The 19353-nt window shown below is 69.5% G+C and carries 19 protein-coding genes; 6 read left to right on the forward strand and 13 right to left on the reverse strand.

Annotated elements, in window-relative coordinates; all coding sequences use genetic code 11:
• Nucleotides 1-11 precede the first annotated feature (11 nt).
• The 5 genes from ASC55_RS16720 to ASC55_RS16740 are packed head-to-tail and all read left to right on the forward strand — an operon-like array spanning nucleotide 12 to nucleotide 4905.
• Nucleotides 12-410: a cytidine deaminase gene (locus ASC55_RS16720; RefSeq protein ID WP_017828470.1), complete on the forward strand. Its 399-nt coding sequence runs from the start codon at nucleotides 12-14 to the stop codon at nucleotides 408-410.
• On the forward strand, nucleotides 407-1720 hold the full coding sequence (locus ASC55_RS16725; RefSeq protein WP_017828471.1) for a thymidine phosphorylase: 1314 nt from the start codon (nucleotides 407-409) through the stop codon (nucleotides 1718-1720). Before ASC55_RS16720 ends, ASC55_RS16725 begins: the two co-directional genes overlap by 4 nt.
• A 50-nt stretch (nucleotides 1721-1770) precedes the next feature.
• The gene (locus ASC55_RS16730) at nucleotides 1771-2886 is read left to right on the forward strand and encodes an adenosine deaminase (RefSeq protein WP_055877688.1); all 1116 of its coding nucleotides are present in this window, start codon (nucleotides 1771-1773) and stop codon (nucleotides 2884-2886) included.
• Complete coding sequence (locus tag ASC55_RS16735; protein WP_055877691.1) at nucleotides 2886-3998, forward strand: polysaccharide deacetylase family protein; 1113 nt, start codon at nucleotides 2886-2888, stop codon at nucleotides 3996-3998. Before ASC55_RS16730 ends, ASC55_RS16735 begins: the two co-directional genes overlap by 1 nt.
• Nucleotides 3999-4023: 25 nt before the next feature.
• Nucleotides 4024-4905, forward strand: a complete 882-nt coding sequence (locus tag ASC55_RS16740; protein ID WP_055877695.1) for a carbohydrate kinase family protein — start codon at nucleotides 4024-4026, stop codon at nucleotides 4903-4905.
• A gap of 3 nt (nucleotides 4906-4908) precedes the next feature.
• On the opposite strand, the gene ASC55_RS16745 is transcribed toward ASC55_RS16740, so the two are convergent.
• The 10 genes from ASC55_RS16745 to ASC55_RS16790 all read right to left on the reverse strand — a co-directional run bounded on the left by ASC55_RS16745 (nucleotide 4909) and on the right by ASC55_RS16790 (nucleotide 14448).
• Nucleotides 4909-5655, reverse strand: coding sequence for an alpha/beta hydrolase (locus ASC55_RS16745; RefSeq protein ID WP_055877698.1), 747 nt, complete (start codon nucleotides 5653-5655; stop codon nucleotides 4909-4911).
• 9 nt (nucleotides 5656-5664) lie between these two features.
• On the reverse strand, nucleotides 5665-6630 hold the full coding sequence (locus tag ASC55_RS16750; RefSeq protein WP_055877701.1) for an SDR family oxidoreductase: 966 nt from the start codon (nucleotides 6628-6630) through the stop codon (nucleotides 5665-5667).
• Nucleotides 6630-7580, reverse strand: coding sequence for a bile acid:sodium symporter family protein (locus ASC55_RS16755; protein ID WP_017828477.1), 951 nt, complete (start codon nucleotides 7578-7580; stop codon nucleotides 6630-6632). Before ASC55_RS16755 ends, ASC55_RS16750 begins: the two co-directional genes overlap by 1 nt.
• Nucleotides 7577-8869, reverse strand: a complete 1293-nt coding sequence (locus ASC55_RS16760; protein ID WP_055877704.1) for a flavin-containing monooxygenase — start codon at nucleotides 8867-8869, stop codon at nucleotides 7577-7579. The genes ASC55_RS16755 and ASC55_RS16760 overlap by 4 nt, the downstream gene beginning before the upstream one ends.
• A gap of 85 nt (nucleotides 8870-8954) precedes the next feature.
• The gene (locus tag ASC55_RS16765; RefSeq protein ID WP_055877706.1) at nucleotides 8955-10112 is read right to left on the reverse strand and encodes a mannitol-1-phosphate 5-dehydrogenase; all 1158 of its coding nucleotides are present in this window, start codon (nucleotides 10110-10112) and stop codon (nucleotides 8955-8957) included.
• Nucleotides 10109-10543, reverse strand: coding sequence for a PTS sugar transporter subunit IIA (locus ASC55_RS16770; protein ID WP_055870898.1), 435 nt, complete (start codon nucleotides 10541-10543; stop codon nucleotides 10109-10111). Before ASC55_RS16770 ends, ASC55_RS16765 begins: the two co-directional genes overlap by 4 nt.
• Nucleotides 10540-12174: a PTS mannitol transporter subunit IICB gene (locus ASC55_RS16775; RefSeq protein WP_055877709.1), complete on the reverse strand. Its 1635-nt coding sequence runs from the start codon at nucleotides 12172-12174 to the stop codon at nucleotides 10540-10542. The genes ASC55_RS16770 and ASC55_RS16775 overlap by 4 nt, the downstream gene beginning before the upstream one ends.
• On the reverse strand, nucleotides 12171-13856 hold the full coding sequence (gene ptsP, locus ASC55_RS16780) for a phosphoenolpyruvate--protein phosphotransferase (protein WP_082524393.1): 1686 nt from the start codon (nucleotides 13854-13856) through the stop codon (nucleotides 12171-12173). The genes ASC55_RS16775 and ptsP overlap by 4 nt, the downstream gene beginning before the upstream one ends.
• The gene (locus ASC55_RS16785) at nucleotides 13853-14134 is read right to left on the reverse strand and encodes an HPr family phosphocarrier protein (RefSeq protein ID WP_055877714.1); all 282 of its coding nucleotides are present in this window, start codon (nucleotides 14132-14134) and stop codon (nucleotides 13853-13855) included. The genes ptsP and ASC55_RS16785 overlap by 4 nt, the downstream gene beginning before the upstream one ends.
• The gene (locus ASC55_RS16790) at nucleotides 14131-14448 is read right to left on the reverse strand and encodes a PTS sugar transporter subunit IIB (RefSeq protein ID WP_055877719.1); all 318 of its coding nucleotides are present in this window, start codon (nucleotides 14446-14448) and stop codon (nucleotides 14131-14133) included. Before ASC55_RS16790 ends, ASC55_RS16785 begins: the two co-directional genes overlap by 4 nt.
• A gap of 167 nt (nucleotides 14449-14615) precedes the next feature.
• Between ASC55_RS16790 and ASC55_RS16795 the strand changes: the two genes are divergently transcribed.
• Complete coding sequence (locus ASC55_RS16795) at nucleotides 14616-16538, forward strand: BglG family transcription antiterminator (RefSeq protein ID WP_055877721.1); 1923 nt, start codon at nucleotides 14616-14618, stop codon at nucleotides 16536-16538.
• Nucleotides 16539-16551: 13 nt separating this feature from the next.
• On the opposite strand, the gene ASC55_RS16800 is transcribed toward ASC55_RS16795, so the two are convergent.
• The 3 genes from ASC55_RS16800 to ASC55_RS16810 are packed head-to-tail and all read right to left on the reverse strand — an operon-like array spanning nucleotide 16552 to nucleotide 19318.
• Entirely contained in the window at nucleotides 16552-16815 is a 264-nt protein-coding gene (locus ASC55_RS16800; RefSeq protein WP_017828486.1) for an HPr family phosphocarrier protein, read from the reverse strand.
• A gap of 2 nt (nucleotides 16816-16817) precedes the next feature.
• Entirely contained in the window at nucleotides 16818-18488 is a 1671-nt protein-coding gene (locus ASC55_RS16805) for a phospho-sugar mutase (RefSeq protein WP_055877724.1), read from the reverse strand.
• Nucleotides 18485-19318, reverse strand: a complete 834-nt coding sequence (locus ASC55_RS16810; RefSeq protein WP_017828488.1) for a purine-nucleoside phosphorylase — start codon at nucleotides 19316-19318, stop codon at nucleotides 18485-18487. Before ASC55_RS16810 ends, ASC55_RS16805 begins: the two co-directional genes overlap by 4 nt.
• Between the last annotated feature and the right edge of the window lie 35 nt (nucleotides 19319-19353).

The following is a 19353-nucleotide window of genomic DNA, read 5'->3' on the forward strand; positions in this document are numbered from 1 at the left end:
AGAACATCGCAATGACGGACATCGACTGGGATGAACTGCGCCAGGTCGCAACCGACGCCATGACCAAGGCGTACGCGCCGTACTCCCGCTATCGCGTGGGTGCGGCCGCCCTGGTCGGCGACGGCCGCATCGTGGCCGGCTGCAACGTCGAGAACGCCTCCTACGGCGTGACGTTGTGCGCCGAGTGCGCTCTGGTCGGCGACCTGCACATGTCCGGCGGCGGCCAGCTCGTCGCGTTCGTGTGCGTCAACAACGAGGGGCAGACCATCATGCCGTGCGGACGCTGTCGCCAGCTGCTGTTCGAGCACGCGATGCCCGGGATGCTGCTGGAGACCGTCTCCGGCATCCGCACGATCGACGAGGTGCTGCCCGACGCATTCGGGCCGCGCGACCTGGAGGAAGCACGATGACCGCTGCACAGGCTCAGGGAGCCATCGAACCGTTCGACGCGATCGATGTGATCCGCGCCAAGCGCGACGGCGGTGCCGTGCCGGAGCCCGCGCTTCGCTGGATGGTCGACGCCTACACGCGCGGCTACGTCTCCGACGCGCAGATGGCGTCGTTCGCGATGGCCATCTTCCAGCGCGGCATGGAGCGCGATGAGATCCGCGTGCTGACCGACGCGATGATCGCCTCGGGGGAGCGGATGAGCTTCGCCTCTCTCGGCAAGCGCACCGTCGACAAGCACTCCACCGGTGGCGTGGGTGACAAGATCACTCTGCCGCTCGCGCCGCTGGTCGCCTCGTTCGGCGTGGCCGTGCCGCAGCTGAGCGGTCGTGGACTCGGCCACACCGGTGGCACGCTCGACAAGCTCGAGTCGATCCCCGGATGGCGCGCCGCTCTCAGCAACGAGGAGATGTTCGCGCAGATGCAGGGCGACGTCGGCGCGGTCATCTGCGCGGCCGGCTCCGGGCTCGCCCCCGCGGACAAGAAGCTGTACGCACTCCGCGACGTCACCGGCACGGTCGAGGCGATCCCGCTGATCGCATCGAGCATCATGTCCAAGAAGATCGCCGAGGGCACGGACGCTCTCGTGCTCGACGTGAAGTTCGGATCCGGCGCATTCATGCAGGACATCGATCGCGCCCGCGAGCTGGCACGCACGATGGTCGCGCTCGGCACCGACTCGGGTGTCGCGACGACGGCGCTGCTGACCGACATGAATGTGCCGCTCGGGCTCGCGATCGGCAACGCCAACGAGGTCAGGGAGTCCGTCGAGATCCTCGCCGGCGGCGGACCGTCGGATGTGCGCGAGCTGACGATCGCCCTGGCACGCGAGATGCTCGCCCTCGCCGGGCAGCCGGATGCCGACGTGGAGGCCGCCCTCGACGACGGACGCGCGATGGACACCTGGAAGGCGATGATCCGCGCCCAGGACGGCGACCCGGATGCTGCACTTCCGACGGCTCGCGAGACCCACCAGGTGCTCGCACCGGCCGATGGCATCGTCACGCGCATGGACGCCCTCCCGTTCGGCGTCGCCGCGTGGCGTCTGGGTGCGGGGCGCGCCAGGGCACAGGACCCGGTGATCTTCGAGGCGGGCATCGATCTGCACGCGAAGCCGGGTGACCGCGTCGTCGCCGGCCAGCCGCTCTTCACGCTCTCCGCCGCCGACGACGCCCGATTCGGCAGGGCGCTCGACGCTCTCGAGGGCTCCTGGGCGATCGGAGACGAAGCTCCGGTCACCGGTCCCATCGTCCGCGAGCGCATCACGGCGTGACCTTCGACCGCTAGCCTGAACTGAGCACATCCGCGACCGAGAGGATCACCATGTCGATCGATGCGAACGGCGACGTCACGCTTCAGGGCGTCTCCCTGCGGAGCCTGCCCAAGGTCTCGCTGCACGACCACCTCGACGGCGCGCTGCGGCCCGCCACGATCATCGAGCTCGCGGACGCGATCGGCCTGGAGGTGCCGGAATCCGAGCCGGCTGCTCTCGGGTCGTGGTTCGCGAAGCAGAGCGACTCCGGCTCGCTGGTCGAGTACCTCAAGACGTTCGACCTCACGACCGCGGTGATGCAGACGCAGGAGGGCCTCACCCGGGTAGCGCGCGAGTTCGTGCAGGACCTCGCGGCCGACGGCGTGATCTACGGCGAGGTGCGCTGGGCCCCCGAGCAGCACCTGGCTCGCGGCCTCACCCTCGAGCAGACCGTGGAAGCCGTGCAGCAGGGCATCGAGGAAGGCGAGGATGCCGCCGACCGCGCGGGGCGCAGCATCCGTGTCGGCCAGCTGATCACCGCCATGCGGCACAACGATCGTGCCCTCGAGATCGCCGAGCTCGCGGTCGACTTCCGCGGCCGCGGCGCCGTGGGCTTCGACATCGCCGGTCCCGAAGACGGCTTCCCGCCGTCGAACCACCGCAAGGCGTTCGACTTCCTCGCCGAGAACTTCTTCCCCGTCACGGTGCATGCGGGAGAGGCGGCAGGCCCCGCCTCCATCCGCTCGGCTCTGCTGGACGGACGCGCACTGCGGCTCGGACACGGTGTGCGCATCGCGGAGGACCTCGATGTCATCACGCAGGAGGGCGACGAGGTGCAGGTGCAGTTCGGCGACCTCGCGCGCTGGGTCCGCGACCGTGAGATCCCGCTCGAGCTCTCGCCGTCGTCGAACCTGCAGACCGGTGCGATCGCCGCGTGGGGCAACACCATGGTGGATCACCCCTTCGATCTGCTGTACCAGCTCGGATTCGCGGTCACCGTGAACGTCGACAACCGCACCATGAGTGCCACCTCTCTCACCCGTGAGCTCGCGCTGCTGGTGGAGGCGTTCGAGTACGATCTCGACGACCTCGAGACGTTCCAGTTCAACGCCGCAGCCGCAGCATTCCTCCCGGTCGAGGAGCGGGAGGAGCTCGTCGAGATGATCGCCGAGGGCTTCGACGCCTGATGATGGCTTCCGGGGGGAAGCGGCGCTCGCGTGCCGCGATCATCATCAGCGCCGCCGTGGCGGTCGTCGTCGTCGTCGGAGGAGCGGCAGCCGCGTTCGTGTGGTTCACCCGCACGCCGGAGAACACGGTCCCGAAGGCGCAGTCCGAGGCGATCGAGCATCCGCTGACGCCGGCGGAGCAGATCGTGGCGGACGCGAACGACCCGCGTGCGTGTGCGGTCACGTTCACGGGCGAAGGTGCTCCTGCGGAGCCGATGCTGCAGTTCCAGGAATCTCTGTATCAGGGACTGCCCATCCCGCAGCTCGACGGCCGGGTATTCGCCGGCTGGTACCCGAGCGCGGCGGATGCGGGAGCCTTCGCGGTCGCAGCCCGCGTGAACGGCGCCGACCCCGTGGTGTGCGTGGATCAGCAGGTCGAGCTCTTCGCCGCCTGGAAGACGCCGGAGGAGAACGCCGCGGAAGACGTGCGGGTGCCCATCCTCATGTACCACCAGTTCACGGCCGACCCCGAGGGCGAGAAGGGCTGGCTGCGCGGCAACTACGCGTACATCGGAGACTTCGACGCGCAGATGAACCACATCGCGACCACTGGCTTCTATCTGCCGACGTGGGATGAGCTCAGCGCCTTCATCGACGGACGGCTCTCGCTGCCGGCGAAGAGCGTGATCATCACCGACGACGACGCCGATCAGACGTGGTTCGACCTCGCGGTACCGGTCGTCGACAAATACAAGGTGCTCTCGACGTCGTTCATGATCACAGCCTATCGGCAGGATCCGGCGCCGTCGATCTACGTGCAGCGCCGCTCGCACACCCACGACATGCACCAGGCCGGCGACAACGGCAAGGGCCGGATGGTCAACTGGAGCGCCGATCAGATCGCGGCCGACCTCACGACCTCGGCCGACATCCTCGGCGTGGGTCAGGTGGTCGCGTACCCCTACGGGCACTACAACGACACGACCAAGCAGGGCGTCGCCCAGGCCGGCTACGAGATGGGTCGCACCATCGAACCCGGATACGTGAAGATCGGCACGGACAAGCTCGCTCTTCCCGTGGTGCGCATCGACTACGGCATGGGGTTGGACGCGCTGGTCTCCCGCATCGGCTGAGGGGACCGCACGGCAGGATGGTGTCATGCCTCCCGCCTCCGAACCCGCGTCCGTCTTCATCGTCGGCCCCGCGTCGTGGAACCGTATCGTCGTGCTCGATCGGTTGCCGGAACCGGAGCCGCACATGCAGTTCGCCGAGGACACGTGGGAGACGGTCGGCGGGACCAGCGCCGGCAAAGCGCTCAGCCTGACCGCACTGGGCCGCACGACGCGGCTCCATGGCATCACCGGGACGGACGCGGAGGGCCGACGCATCCGCGAAGCCCTGCGTGCCTCCGGTGTGCGGACGCGGTGGAGCGACGGCATCACCGAACGGCATCTGAACCTGATGACGCGGGCGGGGGAGCGCGTGTCGCTGTACCTGTCGACGCCGCAGGAGACGCGAGGAGAGCATGACGAAGAGGTGCGCGACGAGATGACGGCGGCCGATGCCATCGTGCTCGATCTCGCGGCGGAGCCCTTGCGGCTGCTGCCGGTCGCTCGAGCGACCGGCACTCCGATCTGGGTGGACGTGCACGACTACGACGGTACTGCGCCCTTCCACCGGCCGTTCCTCGACGCCGCTCACGCCGTGTTCTGCAATGCGGACCGCCTCGATGACCCGGTCGCGTTCCTGCGCTCACGCATCGCGGCGGGGGCCGGCCTCGCCGTGTGCACCCTGGGCGCCGACGGGGCGGTGGCGATCGACGGGAACGGAGAATTGCACCGAGTTCCGGCTGCGTCCGTGGAGGTCGTCGACACGAACGGCGCCGGTGATGCCTTCCTGGCCGGCGTGCTCGATGCGCGTCTCGACGGGGCGGACCTCACCGCCGCACTTGAAGCAGGGGCCCGAGCTGCGGCATCGGTTCTGCGCACACGGCACCTGCATCCGCTGCTCGACCCGATCCTCGGGACGGCGGGGGAGTGACCCTCACGGGGCGAGCGGCGCGAGGAAGCTCTCGGTGAGACGCGTGACCTCTGCGTGCATCTGCTCGCGAGAGATCGTGGGAGTGCCGTCCCCGTCCTGCGGGCCGTAGTCGCCGAAGGAGGCGTGCGAAGCGCCGTCGATCTCGACCATGTCGGCGTCGGCGGGCAGCTGGTCCCGTGCGTCGGCGATCTTCTCCGGGGTGGACAACCCGTCCTCGCTTCCGGACAGGCTGAGGACGGGGAGCCCGCTCTCGGACAGGTCGTTCGCGCAGTAGGAGGCGAACAGCACGAGCGCATCGGCATCGGCGGCGAGCTGGCAGGCGCGTACGCCGCCCAGGGAATGACCGCCGACGCTCCAGACATCGACGTCGGGGGCCGCAGCTGTGAAGGCATCGAGGCCGCGCGGATCGAAGAACGCCAGGTTCAGCCAGGGTCGGGTGATCACGACGGTGACCCCGTCCTCTGCGAGCCCCTGCAGTATCGCGGCGTATGCCCAGGGGTCGACCTTGGCTCCGGGGATGAACACCAGTCCGCGCTCCGACGCGCCGTCGGCCGGGGCGAGGACGATGCCCTCGTCCGCGTCGGTCACGGTGATCGCCGGGTTCTCTCGCACGGCCGCGAGCGGTTCCGGCTCGGCGGCCATGACGCCGATCTGCGACCACGCGAGCACGCCGCCGACGGCGAGCACCAGCACGATCGCGACACTCCACAGAACACGCTTCAGGATCCGGCGTCCACGCTTCTTCTGCATGGCTCCACGCTACTGCGCCCGGCGTCTCTCCCGGGCGATCGTGGGGTGCGTGCGGAGGTACTCCTCGAAGGCCTGCCTGCTCGTGCGCAGCGGGGTGTAGCCGAACACCCTCTTGAGGTCTCCGTTGGCCAGGACCGGCCGGTACCGCAAGAAGGGGACTTTCTCCGGTCCGTGCTCCGTGAGACGCAGCATCCGCCCGATGCGCAGGGCCCCCGACAACGCCCACGCCGGGAGGACGAGTTGCGGCTTCCCCAGGCGTTCGGCGATCTCGGTAACGGTCAGGCATCCGTCTCCGGCGACGTTGAAGACGCCCGGTGGGCCGTCGGTCGCCGCGCGCACCATCGCCGCAGCCACGTCATCCACCCAGATGAAGACGAAGGGCGATGCGGATCCGGCTATCCGGAGTATCCGTCGTCCATCCCAGAGCGCCGTTATCTGGTTCTGCACGGTCGGCCCGAGAATCGTGCCGATGCGGAACACCACCTGCTGGAGCTCGGGGTGGGCAGCCCGGTGCTCCGCGAGCATCTCCTCGACCAGGCGCTTGTGCCGCGCGTACGGGAAGGCGTCGTTGCCGCGCAGAGGCTGTTCCTCGTCGATCCACCGGGGGTTGTCCGCATGGTAGCCGTAGGCGGCCCCGGAGCTGGAGACCACGATCCGCCGGACACCTGCCTCCACGCACGCGGCGAGCACGTTCGCGGACCCGGTGACATCGACGCGATACTCCTGCTCGACATCGCGACCGGGATTGACGATGGCTGCCAGATGCACGACTGTGTCGATCGCGTGCCGTCGCAGGAGCGGGGCGAGGCCGGCTGAGTCCGTCACATCCAGCGTCTCGTCGATGATGCCGTCGCGAGGCACCCCGTGTCGAAGATCGCCGCAGACGACCAGCTCGACGTCGTCGCGGGCCGCGAGGGCCGCGGCGACATGCGAACCGAGGAACCCGCTTCCTCCCGTGATGAGCACGCGCGGCATCAGGCAGCCTCCGCCTTCGTGCGGCCGCTCGCGTCGCCGGACGAGGAGCCAGTTCGTCTTCTGGTGTGCCGCGCCCAGAGCCCGGCGAGCACGAGGCCGGCGATGATGTCCCAGATGCCCCACCAGCCGGCGACGACGGCCATGCCTCCGAGCCCGTCGAAGAACAGGAACACCAGCCCAAGGCCGAGGCCGGCGTTGCGGATGCCGACCTCGAACGTCATGGCCTTGCGCTCGCGGGTGCCGAGCCCGCCGATCACCGCTGTGCCGTAGCCGAGGGCCAGGGCGACAGCGTCGTGCACCGCGACCACGATCAGGATGATGCCGAGGACCTGCACGAACACCGCCCAGTTGCCCACGAGCGCGGCGATGATGAACCCGAGCAGCGCGATGAGGCTGAACCACTTCACGAACGGCTGCACACGGGCGCTGAACCGCGGAGCGCCGGCACGCAGCAGCAGTCCCAGCGCGAACGGGAGCCCCACGATGAGCAGGACCTCGAGCAGCATGCGCCAGGGATCGACGGCGACGTCACGCAGCAGCGTGCGTGCCGTCGGGTGCAGCGATCCCCAGAAGGTGATGCTGAGCGGCATCGCGAAGATGTAGATCAGATTCCCGACCGCCGTGAGCGAGACCGAGAGGGCGACATTGCCGCCGGCGCGGTGAGTGAGCACCTGCGAGATGTTCCCGGGTGGGCAGCACGCGACCAGGAGCATGCCCAGCGCCATCGACGGCGGCACGGGAAGCACGAGGGTGAGTGCGAAGGTGGCGATCGGCAGCAGGAGCAGCTGTGCGAGGATCGCGATCACGAACGGTTTCGGATGCTTCGCCACGACGCGGAAGTCGCTCGGCGAGGTGTCGAGGGCGATGCCGAACATGATCAGGCCGAGCACGACGTTGAGGATCGTGAGTGTGCCCGGCGTGAAGGACAGGACCACGTCGTCGACGTTCACGCCGACACCTCCAGCGCCATCTTCTCGCGTCGCACAGCGCCCCGGTAAGCGTCCTTGTTGACGTAGTACGCCATCCGGTCCAGGCCCAGGTAGCGGTAGCCGCCGGTCACATCGGGCCAGGGTGCTCCGGTCACCCGCTCGCGGAAACGGGCGGCGCGCGCGGGGTCCTCCTCGACGGCGGAGAGGTAGGCCGCGAGCAGCTCGGCTTGTTCGTAGCGGCCCTGCCAGCCGATGCCGGAGGCCTCGATCATGCCCATCACGTAGAGGCCGTTGAACGATGCGGGGAAGACGTTGAGGAACAGCCGGGGCGAGGCGCCGCGCCAGTGCAGGTGCTCCCTGTCCACGAACGGGTAGTCGAGGGTGTACCCGGTGGCGAGCAGCACCAGGTCGTAGTCGTCGGCGCTGCCGTCGCGGAAGTGCACCGTCGTCCCCTCGAATCGGGCTATGTCCGGCCGGATGCGCAGGTCGCCCTGCCCGAGGTGATTCAGGATCAGTGTGTTCACGATCGGGTGCGACTCGTAGATGCGGTAGTCGGGCCGGGGGAACCCGAACCGCACGGGGTCACCCGTGAAGGCCCGTAGCACGCGGCTGTCGACCGCCTGCTTGATGCGCGCCGGCAGTGGGCGTCCCTGGTTGAGGGTGTCGCTGGGCCTGCCGAACAGGTAGCGGGGTACGAAGTAGTACCCGCGCCGCACACTCATGTCGACCGAGACCGCATGGTGCACGGCATCCACCGCGATGTCGCAGCCGGAGTTGCCTGCGCCGATCAGCAGCACGCGCTTGTCCTTCAGCTGCTCGGGCGACTTGTAGGCACTCGTGTGCAGCAGCTCGCCGCTGAACTCCCCGGCGAACGTCGGCACGTTCGGCTCGGCGAGCGTCCCGTTCGCGAGGACGACTCCGGCATACCAGCGGGTCTCCTTTCCCGTGGGACCGGCACTGGTCAGGTCCCAGCCGCCGTCGCGCGGCTCGAGGCGGGTGACCCTGGTGTCGAACCGGAACAGCTCAGTGAGTCCGAAGTGCTCCGCGTAGTCGTCGAAGTACTCCTTGAGCACCCGGTGACCGGGGTAGTCGACGCGAGAGCGCATCGGGAACTCGGCGAACTCGGTGGTCGTGCGCGAGGAGATGAGGTGTGCGGATTCGTACATCGTGCTGCGGGGGCTGGTGATGTCCCACAGCCCGCCGACGCCGTGCGACGCCTCGTAACCGTCGACGGTGATCCCGCGCGTGTGCAACGCACGTGCTGCGGCGAGGCCCGACGGCCCCGCGCCGATCACGGCATATCTGTTCATCTGGCTCCCCGCACATCGTCGTGCTCGAAAAACGCCCCCGCCCACCGATCGTATCGGCAGCGCGGGGGCGTGCATGAGCTGTGGGTCAGGCGACCTCGAGGCCGTGCTGCCGGGCGGCGACGGCGTCGCGGACCGAGCGGAACAGCGGATGCTCGGGGTCGAGGCCCGTCGTCCTCGTGGTGAGAGCGTCAGGGTCCTCGGTCCGCAGCAACTGCTGCAGCTCGACCGACTGCTCGTCCGCCGGGTCGTCGAACTCGAGCGCCGCCGAGACGGCCGCCACCAGAGCCTCAGTGGGCAGGCCGCGCTCCGCGGCCATGGCGGCAGGACCCACGAAGCGCTCGTGCCGCGAGATCTTGCGCAACGGTTGGCGACCGACGCGCTGGACGGTGTCGATGAGCGCGGGGTTGCGGAACCGGTCGAGGATCGTCGCACGGTAGCCGGCGAGATCGTCCGGGTCCAAGCCGTGCTCGGCGACCAGAACCGCCGACGTCTCCTCGAGAGCCGCCGAGACGCTCGCCGCGATGGCGGGGTCCGCCAGAGCATCCGAGATGCGTTCGATGCCGGCGCGGGCTCCGAAGTACGCGGTAGCCGCATGGCCCGTGTTCACCGTGAACAGCTTGCGCTCGATGTACGGGGCCAGATCGTCGACGAAGTGCGCACCGGGGATGTTCGGCAGGTTCGCACCGAACGGTCCCGACTCGATGGCCCATTCGAAGTAGGGCTCGACCGTGACGTCGACGCCCGACCCCTCCGGCTGCGCCGGGACGATGCGGTCCACCGCCGTGTTCGCGAAGACCGCTCGGGCGAGCAGAGTCTCGGCATCCGGTCCTGCGGCCGTCACGATCTCACGGCGGAGCAGATCGGTGGCACCGATCGCGTTCTCGCACGCCATCACCTGCAGAGGTGCGGCATCGGGGGAGCGGAGGGCGAGTCCCGCGACGATCGACGGAGCCACGAACCTCAGCACGGTCGGCCCCACCGCTGTGGTGACGACGTCGGCCGATGCGACCTCCTCGGCCACGACGGCGGGGTCCGTCCGGCTGTTCACCGCCCGGAAGCCGGTGACGACGTGATCGGTCCCTCCGGGGCCGGCCTCGTGCACGGTGTACGAGTCGACCGCGTTGATCGCATCGACCAGCGCGTCGGCGACGTCAGAGAACACGACCTCGTACCCGCCCTCGCGCAGCAGCAGACCGACGAATCCGCGCCCGATGTTGCCCGCCCCGAAGTGGACCGCCTTCATCCTTCGTTCACCTCCGAGAGGAGGGCGTAGAGCTCCTCCGAGGTCTTCGCCGCGGAGAGCCGTGCCACATCGTCTTCCTCCGAGAACAGGATCGCGATCCGGGAGAGGATCTCCAGATGCTCGTCGCCCACTCCGGCGATGCCGATCACGAAGGTGGCCGGGTCGCCGGACCAGTCCACACCGCCGTCATAGCGGACGACGGAGAGCGCGGAGGCGAGGATCGTATCCTTCGCATCGTTGGTGCCGTGCGGGATCGCCAGCCCGTTGCCCATGAAGGTCGAGACGGTCTCCTCGCGCTGTCGCATCGCGTCGACGTAGGCCGGGGTGACGGCTCCGGCGGCGACGAGGATGTCGGTCGCCTCCTGGAGAGCTTCGTCCCGCGATGCGCCTCCGGGGTGGATGCGGACCTGTTCGGGGGTGAGAACGCTCATTCGCTTTCCTTTCGCTGCTGTCGCACCATCTCGACGACCTCTTCGTACTTGGGCGAGTTCATGAAGTTGTCGACCGACACGTGGACCGAGTTCGGCGACTTCGCGGTGGCGCGCTCGGTGAGCTGCTGCTGCGTGATCACCACGTCGGCCGTTCCGTCGAGGTTCGCGATCGCCTGGTTGGTGACCGTGATGTCCTCGATGCCGGCCTTCTTGAGCTTGTTGCGCAGCACGCTGGCGCCCATCGCGGACGAGCCCATGCCGGCATCGCACGCGAACACGATGCGCTCGATCGGCGCGGTCGCGACCGCCGTGGAGCTCGGGGTGGCAGCGGCCTCGGCGGTCGTGCTCGACGTCGAGGAGCGCAGCGCATCCATGGCTGCCGACGACTTGCCCTTGTTCGCCTCGGTCTGTGCGATCGCGGCGCCGAAGGTGTCGCCCTCGGCCTCGAGGTCGCGCTTTCGGGACGCGCGCAGGATCACCCCGGTGATGAGGAAGGTGACGGTGGCCGCGATCAGCACCGACAGATACACGACCACCAGGTTGCCGACGCCGGCCCCGAGGGCTGCGAAGGTGACCGCGATGATGCTGCCCGGCGCTGCCGGGAAGGCCAGACCGCCGCCGAGGACCATGTTCGTGGTGACTCCGGCCGCGCCACCCGCGATGAGGGCGAGGATCGTGGTCGGCTTGCTCAGGGCGTACGGGAAGTAGATCTCGTGGATGCCACCGAAGAACTGGATGATGGCCGCGCCCGGTGCGGATCCCTTGGCGGCGCCGACGCCGAAGAACGTGAAGGCGAGCAGCAGGCCGAGGCCGGGGCCGGGGTTCGCCTCGATGAGGAACAGGATCGACTTGCCGGTCTCTGCCGCCTGCTCGATGCCGAGCGGGGTGAACACGCCGTGGTTGATGGCGTTGTTGAGGAACAGCACCTTCGCCGGCTCGACGATGATCGACACGAGCGGCAGCAGCTGCAGCGCGACGAGCCAGTCGACGGCCGCGCCGAGAGCCGCGCTGATACCGAGCATGACAGGACCGAAGGCGAAGAAGCCCACGATCGCGAGGATCATGCCGAGGATGCCGGCGGAGAAGTTGTTCACGAGCATCTCGAAGCCGGGACGGATCTTGCCGTCCCAGATGCTGTCGACCTTCTTCATGATCCACGCGGCGATCGGGCCCATGATCATGGCGCCCAGGAACATCGGGATGTTGGTTCCGACGATCACGCCGACGGTGGCGATCGTGGCCACGACACCGCCGCGCTCGCCGTAGACCATACGGCCGGCCGTGTTGGCGATGAGCAGCGGGAGCAGGTAGGTGACCATCGGGCCGACGAGGCCGACGTAGGCGAGGATGTTGCCGTCGGCTGCCTCGGCGGTTGCGGTCATGGCGCCCTGCCAGCCGATGACGGCGGAATCGCCGCCACCGCCGACGATCTCGGCCACACCGGCCCAGTGCCAGCCGAAGGGGCTCTCCGCGCCGAAGAAGCCCTTCGGGATGAAGAGCATCGTGATGAAGCCCCAGGCGATGAAGGCTGCGATGTTGGGCATGATCATGCCCGAGAGGAATGTGCCGAAGCGCTGCACTCCTACGCGGAGGCCGCCGGGTCTGGTGGCGGCAGGTGACGTCGTCGTCATGATGTCGTCTCTTTCTTGTGGAGGGGGAGTTCCGCGGCGAGAGCTGCCACGGCGGTTCGGGCGGAGGAGGCATCATCGGCAGCCAGGGCGGCCGCAGCGAGGCTCCGCGCCTCGGACGGGGTGCGCTCGGACAGCGCATGTCGCACATCGGCCAGCGCCGACGGGGCCATCGAGAGGCTGGTCGCGCCGAGCCCGACCAGCACGACGGCCAGCAGCGGGTCGGCTGCGGCTTCGCCGCAGATGCCCACGGGCTTGCCGAGACGCGCGCCCGCATCGCCGACCTCGCGCACGAGGCGCAGGACGGCAGGATGCCAGGGGTCCTGGAAGCCGGCGACCGAGCCGAGCATGCGGTCGGCAGCCATCGTGTACTGCGTGAGGTCGTTGGTGCCGATCGAGGCGAAGTCGGCGTGAGCGAGAACGCGGTCGGCGAGCAGCGCGCTCGCCGGGATCTCGACCATGACGCCGGCCGTCTTCAGCCCGTACTCGCGGGCGAGGGTCGTGAAGTACACCGTCTCCTCGACGGTGGCCACCATCGGCGCCATCACCCACAGGTCGGCCTCGGTGGACGCATCGGCCTCGGCGAGAGCGGTGAGCTGCTCGCGCAGGATGTCCTCGCTCGCGCGCAGCGCCCGCAGGCCGCGAAGACCGAGGGCCGGGTTCTCCTCGTGCGCGTCGTTGAGGAACGCCAGCGGCTTGTCGGCGCCGGCATCCAGCATCCGGACCACGACCTTCTTGCCGGGGAACGCCGCCAGCAGCTCGCGGTACGACTCGCGCTGCTGGGCGATCGTCGGCGCCTGCGCCGAGGAGAGGAACAGGAACTCGGTGCGGAACAGCCCGACGCCCTCGGCCCCCCGAACGACCGCATCGGCCGCGTCTGCGGGCTTCCCCAGATTCGCGAGCAGCGCGACAGGCGTGCCGTCGGCGAGGGCGCCGGGAGTCGGTGGGGCGGAATCGGCCGACCGGCGAGCAGCCGCGCGCTCCGTGGCGCGCGCCTTCTCGTCCTCCGTCGGCTCGCGCGTGACGACGCCGCTGGCCGCGTCCACGATCACGGTCTCGCCGGTGGTGAGCATCTCGCCGTCGGCGACGCCGACGATTGCGACGATGCCCTTCTCCCTCGCGAGGATCGCGGTGTGAGAGGTGGGTCCGCCGTCTGTCGTGATGAGCGCCAGCACCTGGTCCAGGTCGAGGAGCGCGGTGTCGGCGGGGGCGAGGTCGCGCGCCACCAGGACGAACGGGTGTCCCGGGTTCGGCACGCCGGGGGCCTCGACGCCACGAAGGCGGGCGAGCACACGCTGTGCGATGTCGTCGAGATCGGCCGCGCGCTCGCCGAGGTAGCCGCCGACGGCCTCGAGCGTGGCGCGGAAGCCGGCGAACGCATCGTGCACGGCCCACTCCGCCGTCGCTCCGGCGTCGATCCGGGTGTCGACCTCGTCCTGGAGCGTCGGATCCTCGGCGATCATCGCCTGTGCCTCGAGGACCTCCTGCGCGGATCCTCCCGCGGCCTCCCCGCGCTCGTTGAGCTCGCTCGCGACGATCGAGACGGCGTCGCGCACCCTGGCGCGTTCGGCATCCGCACCCGCGGTGCTGGGAGTGTTCTCCGGGGCGGGCATCGCCTCGGCCATGCGGACGATCGGTCCCTGGGCGACCCCGAGGCCGATCCCCACCCCGCGCAGCTCGCTCATCCGGCGGCGTCCTGGTCGTGGTCGGTGGTGAGGAGCTCGGTGAGCGTGTCCAGCACGTTCTCGGCACCGTCGCCGTCGGCCGTGAGGGTGACGTAGTCACCGTGCTCGATCGCCAGCGCGATGACCCCGAGGATGCTGGCGGCGTTGACGGCCTTGCCCGAATCCTTGGCGATCGTCACGGCGATGCCGGAGTCCTTGGCCGCCTGCGCGAAGAGCTTCGCGGGGCGCGCGTGCAGTCCGTGGGAGGAGCCGATCCGGACGGTGCGAGTGGCGGTCATGATGTTCCTTTCGGGGTTTCGCCGGCAGCGGCGAGGATCGATCGGGCGAAGACGAGGGTGCGTGAGCCGTCGAGGTCGGCGAAGACGTCGTCCGGCAGCACGGCGACCGGCGCGCTCGCCTGGTCGCGGATCGCGGCGAGGCGTTCGGCCAGGTGCGGGCCGACGAGGACGAGGTCGTGAGCGGAGCCGGCGACGGAGGACTCCATGCCCGCTGCCGTCTCCCAATCGAGACCGGCAGCGGCTGCAGCGCGGCGCAGCCGCTGTGCGACGAACGTGCTCGATGCGCCCGCACCGCACACCACGAGAATCCTCATCGATGCCCACCCTTCCTGAGAACAGTCTGGGAACCGCCGAGGGGTCGGCGCCAACACGTTCCTTTCCGCCCCTGCGGAACAGGCTCTTCCGCCCGCGGACGCAGGGCACCTGACATCATGGAGAACACGTCGAGACAGTGCGGTCAGCACGCGGGAAGGGGAGGACCATGTCGCGCCAGCGCCAGGACCAGCTCCTCGCGGCGCTGCTGCGTCAGGAGGGCTGGGCGACGGCCGCGAGCCTCGCCGACCTCATGGGGGTGACGCCGCGCAGCATCCGCTCCTATGTCGCGGCGCTGAACGCCCGCGCTCCCGGGGCTGCGGTGATCGAGTCGGGCCCTGCCGGCTATCGCGCCGGATCCGGTGCCCGCGGCGTGCTGCGGATGCGTCAGAGCGGAGAGTCCGCACCGCGCGACCGCCTGCACACGCTGGTGCGCCTCCTGCTCGACGAGCACGGAGGGATCGACGTGTTCGACACCGCCGAGGATCTGCACGTCAGCGAGGCGACGCTCGAGGCCGACCTGGTGCGCGTGCGCGGTCTGCTCGACGGGACGGATCTGGTGCTCGAGCGAGAGCGCGAGACCGTGCGGCTGCGAGGCAACGAGACGGCGCAGCGTCGTCTTCTGAGCAGACTCGCCCATGACGAGATGGATGACGCCTCCTTCCATCCGGAGACATTCCGCCGCGCGCTCTCCGGTTCCGCGGTCGCTGCGAGCGCGGTCGGACCCTTCAAGTCGTCACTGGTGCGCGAGCTCGGTGAGCTCGGCTACTACGTGAACGAGCTCGCGATCTCCGACGTGCTGCTGCACATCGCCATCGCGGCGGAGCGGGTCGCGGCGGGGCACACCCTGGAGTCGACCCCGGCGGGTACTCGTGAGGAGATCCCGCGCGTCGGAGCCGTCATCGCCCGTCTTGCTTTCGAGCACTTCTCCGTGGCCCTCGGCGAGGGCGACAGCGGCCATCTCGCCTCCCTGGTCCTCACCCGCATCGTCGCGCCGGGAGAGGATGCGACGCGCGAGGTCGCGCGCAGCGGTGTGGATCCGGCCGTCGAGGCGGCCGTGCGCGCGGAGATCGCACGAGCTGCGGAAGACTTCCAGGTCGACCTCGTGGATGAGACGTTCGTCCTCCGCCTCGCGGTCCATGTGCAGAACCTGCTGCGGCGAGCCGAGGAGAGCGCCCTCACCCGCAACCCGCTCACCCGGTCGCTCAAGACCACCTACCCGATGATCTTCGAGGTGGCCGTCTCGATCGCGAGCGGCCTGCACGACCGCGTCGGCACGCCCATCCACGACGATGAGATCGCGTACATCGCGATGCACGTGGGCGGGCGCCTCGAACGCAGTCGGAAGGCGGAGTCGATCCTCACCGCCACGATCGTCTGCCCGGGGTATCACGAGCTGCACGAGCTGCTTCGCTCCAGCGTCGACCGCTCGCTGGGCTCGGCGATCGAGGTCACGACCGTCGTGACGAACGTCGACCCCGACTGGTCGTCTTTCGACACCGACCTCGTGCTCAGCACGATCGAACCTGGGTCCTCCGGCGACCGTTTCGTGCGCATCCAGCCGTTCCTGACCGACGCCGACGTCGACCGCATCCAGCAGGCGGCGGCTCGGGTGCGTCGGGGACGACGTCTCACGCGCCTTAGGGGTGAGCTCGCCCGCTACTTCCTGGCCGACGCCTACGTGTTCCCGCTGCCGGACGAGGGGGAGGAGGCGATCATCCGACGCCTCGGCGGGCTCCTCGTCCAGGCGGGGCTGATCGGCGAGGACTACGTCGAGAACACCATCGTGCGCGAGCGGATGTCCTCGACCGCCTTCACGGATGCGCTCGCGGTCCCGCACGCGCTCCAGATGACCGCGAGCCGCACCGCCATCGCCATCGGCGTCGCCGACGGCTCTGCGGCGTGGGGCGGAGGACGCGTGCAGGTCGTCGCGCTCGCGGCCTTCAGCGAGAGCGATCGTGCGGCGTTCCAGACCGTGTTCGAGCAGCTGGTCGAAGTGTTCAGTGAGCGCGAGAGCGTGCAGCGGATCGTCCGGAAGGGGACGACCTTCGAGGCGTTCCTCGACGAGCTCGTCTCCGTGATCGACGGCTGACCGCGGTCACCCGTCATCCGCGGGGAGCGAGCACCTCCGCGAGCTGATCGAGAACGGCCTCAGCCGTCGCTGAGGGCGCCGTCTCGAGCACGACCGAATCCCCCGAGGCGATCCCGAGGTCCATGACCGCCAGCACACTGGTCAGGTCGACGATCGTGCCGTCGCCCGTGCGGAGGGTCACCGGAGCGGTGTGGGACTGCGCGAGTCGTACCAGCTCGGCCACCGGTCGGGCGTGCGCACCGTTGTGCGCGCTGACGACGAGGTGTCGGACGGGCATGCTCAGGAACGCTCGTCGAGCAGGGCGCGGACTCCGGCTTCGAGCTCTGCGACCGCCTCGCGCGCACTCTCCGCCGACTCCGCGCGGGCGTCGATGTAGACCTTGAGCTTCGGTTCGGTGCCGCTGGGGCGCACGATCACCCGTGATCCGTCGACGAGACGGTACCGCAGCACGTCGCCGGATGGCTGGCCCGGCGCTGCCTGAAGAAGATCCTCGGTGGAGGCGATCGAACGTCCGGCGATGTGCGTCGGAGGAAGCGTGCGCAGCGCGAGCATCACGTTGCCGATGACCGCGAGGTCCTCGACGCGCACCGACACCTGGCCGCTCGCGAAATGCCCGTAGGTCTCTCCGAGCTCATCGAGCAGATCGACGAGCGTGGCTCCCCGGTCGCGTGCCTCCGCGGCGAGGCCGAGGATGGCGACCGCGGCCGACACACCGTCCTTGTCGCGCACGGTCTCCGGGTTCACGAGATAGCCCAGTGCCTCCTCGAAGCCGAAGACGATGCCGGGGGCGCGCGAGATCCACTTGAACCCGGTGAGGGTCTCGTGGAAGTCGAGTCCGTGGTGCGCCGCGACGGCACCGAGACCGGGGGAGGAGACGAGGGAGCACGCGAGCGATGCACCCGGGGTTCCTGCCGCGGCGCGGGCAGCCCGTGCGCCGAGCAGGAGACCGACCTCGTTGCCGGTGAGACGTCGCCATCCGTCCGCTGTCGAGGCATCGGGCACGGCAACGGCCAGGCGGTCCGCATCGGGGTCGTTCGCCAGGATGAAGTCGGCCTTGACCCGGCGGGCCCTCGCGAAGGCGAGATCCATCGCTCCCGGTTCCTCGGGGTTCGGGAACGAGACGGTGCGGAACGTGGCATCGGGGGTGAGCTGCTCGTCGACGACGAAGGGCTGAGGGTAGCCGGCATCCTTCACGATGCGCGACAGCGTCTCCCAGCCGACCCCGTGCATCGCGGTGTACACCCACCGCATGCCCGTGGTGCCCGCCGGGGCCGGGGCGACGGCGACGGTCGCGGCGATGTAGGCCTCGACGACCTCTTCACCGGCGGTCTCGTAGTCCGTGGAGCGCGGGAGCGTCACGACGGATCCCGCGTCGGCCGTGCGCTGGATGTGCGCGGCGATCTCGGCGTCTGCGGGGGCGACGATCTGCGACCCGTGGTCGGCGCCGCCGAGGTAGACCTTGTAGCCGTTGTCGTTCGGCGGGTTGTGGCTCGCGGTCACCATCACGCCGGCATCGGCTCCGAAGTGGCGCACGGCGAAAGCGAGCACGGGCGTCGGGAGGAGCCGGGGGAGCAGGATCGCGCGCAGACCTGCCCCGGCGAACAGCTCGGCGGAGTCCGTCGCGAACACGCGGGAGTTGCGGCGTCCGTCGTAGCCGACGACGACTGTCGGCGTGCGTCCGTCGGACTTCTCGCGCAGGTAGGCGGCGAAGCCCGCGGCGGCCTGCGCGACGAGCACCCGGTTCATCCGGTTGCTGCCGGCACCGAGCTCGCCGCGGAGACCGGCGGTCCCGAACGCGAGCCGCGTGCGGAAACGGTCCTCCAGGTCGGCGATCGCCCCTTCGTCGCCGGCGGCGGCACGGGTGATCACACCGGCCAGCTCGTCGCGCGTCTCGTGATCCGGGTCCTGTCGCAGCCAGGCCCTGGCCTGCGCGAGCAGCTCCTCGTTCACAGGGCCTCGACCACCCTCGCCAGGAGCGCGGAGATCACGGGTTCGGCCTCACGTCCGGCTTCGATCACCTCGCCATGGCTGAGCGGGGTCTGCTGGATGCCCGCGGCGAGGTTGGTGATGAGGGAGAAGCCGAGGATCTCCATGCCGGCCTCGCGGGCGGCGATCGCCTCGAGCGCGGTCGACATGCCGACGATGTGACCGCCGATGTGCTTGGCCATCTGCACCTCCGCCGGGGTCTCGTAGTGCGGGCCGCGGAACTGCGTGTAGACGCCCTCGTCGAGCGTCGGATCGACGGTGCGGGCGACGTCGCGCAGGCGCTTCGAATAGAGGTCCGTGAGGTCGACGAACGTGGCGCCCTCGAGCGGGGAGTCCGCGGTGAGGTTGATGTGGTCGCTGATGAGCACGGGCTGACCGGGCGTCCAGGTCTCGCGGATGCCGCCGGCGCCGTTGGTCAGCACCATGATCTTGGCGCCGGTGGCGGCGGCGGTGCGCACGCTGTGCACCACGCGACGCACGCCGTGAGCCTCGTAGTAGTGGGTGCGTGCACCGATGACGAGCACGTTCTTGCCGTCGGGGGTGCGGATGCTGCGCAGGGTGCCGACGTGGCCTTCGAGCGCGGGCTTGGAGAAGCCCGTGACCTCGGTCGCGGGGATCGTCGCGACGGTCTCGCCGATGATGTCGGCGGCCTTGCCCCAGCCGCTGCCGAGGGTGAGGGCGATGTCGTGCTTCTCGACACCGGTCAGACGTGCGATGTCGGCTGCGGCCTGCGCGGCGACCTCGAACGGGTTCGCGGTCGGGTCGTCGAGGGGGTTGCTGTGCGTTTCGGGCATGGATCCACTCTAGGAAGGTGCAGGCTCGGGTGCCA

The organism is Microbacterium sp. Root322 (assembly GCF_001425645.1).
In the GTDB taxonomy this organism is placed as follows: domain Bacteria; phylum Actinomycetota; class Actinomycetes; order Actinomycetales; family Microbacteriaceae; genus Microbacterium; species Microbacterium maritypicum.

Coding starts and splice junctions, on each gene's coding strand:
- ASC55_RS16720 (WP_017828470.1), top strand. CDS start 12: ATGACGGACATCGACTGGGATGAACTGCGCCAGGTCGCAACCGACGCC.
- ASC55_RS16725 (WP_017828471.1), top strand. CDS start 407: ATGACCGCTGCACAGGCTCAGGGAGCCATCGAACCGTTCGACGCGATC.
- ASC55_RS16730 (WP_055877688.1), top strand. CDS start 1,771: ATGTCGATCGATGCGAACGGCGACGTCACGCTTCAGGGCGTCTCCCTG.
- ASC55_RS16735 (WP_055877691.1), top strand. CDS start 2,886: ATGATGGCTTCCGGGGGGAAGCGGCGCTCGCGTGCCGCGATCATCATC.
- ASC55_RS16740 (WP_055877695.1), top strand. CDS start 4,024: ATGCCTCCCGCCTCCGAACCCGCGTCCGTCTTCATCGTCGGCCCCGCG.
- ASC55_RS16745 (WP_055877698.1), bottom strand. CDS start 5,655: ATGCAGAAGAAGCGTGGACGCCGGATCCTGAAGCGTGTTCTGTGGAGT.
- ASC55_RS16750 (WP_055877701.1), bottom strand. CDS start 6,630: ATGCCGCGCGTGCTCATCACGGGAGGAAGCGGGTTCCTCGGTTCGCAT.
- ASC55_RS16760 (WP_055877704.1), bottom strand. CDS start 8,869: ATGAACAGATATGCCGTGATCGGCGCGGGGCCGTCGGGCCTCGCCGCA.
- ASC55_RS16765 (WP_055877706.1), bottom strand. CDS start 10,112: ATGAAGGCGGTCCACTTCGGGGCGGGCAACATCGGGCGCGGATTCGTC.
- ASC55_RS16770 (WP_055870898.1), bottom strand. CDS start 10,543: ATGAGCGTTCTCACCCCCGAACAGGTCCGCATCCACCCCGGAGGCGCA.
- ASC55_RS16775 (WP_055877709.1), bottom strand. CDS start 12,174: ATGACGACGACGTCACCTGCCGCCACCAGACCCGGCGGCCTCCGCGTA.
- ptsP (WP_082524393.1), bottom strand. CDS start 13,856: ATGAGCGAGCTGCGCGGGGTGGGGATCGGCCTCGGGGTCGCCCAGGGA.
- ASC55_RS16785 (WP_055877714.1), bottom strand. CDS start 14,134: ATGACCGCCACTCGCACCGTCCGGATCGGCTCCTCCCACGGACTGCAC.
- ASC55_RS16790 (WP_055877719.1), bottom strand. CDS start 14,448: ATGAGGATTCTCGTGGTGTGCGGTGCGGGCGCATCGAGCACGTTCGTC.
- ASC55_RS16795 (WP_055877721.1), top strand. CDS start 14,616: ATGTCGCGCCAGCGCCAGGACCAGCTCCTCGCGGCGCTGCTGCGTCAG.
- ASC55_RS16800 (WP_017828486.1), bottom strand. CDS start 16,815: ATGCCCGTCCGACACCTCGTCGTCAGCGCGCACAACGGTGCGCACGCC.
- ASC55_RS16810 (WP_017828488.1), bottom strand. CDS start 19,318: ATGCCCGAAACGCACAGCAACCCCCTCGACGACCCGACCGCGAACCCG.